Source organism: Nitratireductor lacus, assembly GCF_056431025.1.
Window position 1 is genome coordinate 1 of record NZ_JBWKMB010000084.1, and the last position, 501, is coordinate 501.

Sequence of the window (501 nt, forward strand, 5' to 3'; positions counted from 1 at the left end):
TGAAGCTTTGTGCATTTTTCGCAGGGTCTTCTTTACTTGTGCCAAATTCATAAAAATTGTTATAACGGGTAGCGACTGACTCTTTTGTCATTGTGGCACTTTGTTCTGTAGCGGGACGAGCATTAAGCTTTTTTTGGACAAACTGGCTTTCTTCGTCGTCGGAAAACCAATTTAAAGGGTTAGCTTTAGCAGAAGTTGATAGTATGGACATGGTACCGGCGTAGCCCAGCGCTTTGAGCACTGTTCTTCGGTTTTGCCAGACGCTTTCTTCGGTTATGTCGTCCTCTTTAATCGCCTGATACTTATTAAACTACAATCGCATGAAAATCGCTCATCTTTGTATAGCTAGTCTCAAATCAGACCCTTGTATTCAGTGCTTAATTTCATTACAAATGTATCACAGCTCAGCGATCTGTAATTCGGTGTGATTTTGGTAAAAACAAATTGGCATAAACGCGATTGGCGTATTCATCTGTCATGCCTGATATATAATCAGGAATA

At 40.3% G+C, this 501-nt stretch carries 1 protein-coding gene and 1 pseudogene; both read right to left on the reverse strand.

Translation table 11 applies throughout. The annotated features are described in order from the left end of the window. Positions 1–241, reverse strand: a pseudogene (locus AC07E3_RS21520) (hypothetical protein); the annotation flags it as partial. 163 nt (positions 242–404) lie between these two features. Then, positions 405–500: a hypothetical protein gene (locus AC07E3_RS21525; RefSeq protein WP_478364792.1), complete on the reverse strand. Its 96-nt coding sequence runs from the start codon at positions 498–500 to the stop codon at positions 405–407. Position 501 lies beyond the last annotated feature (1 nt).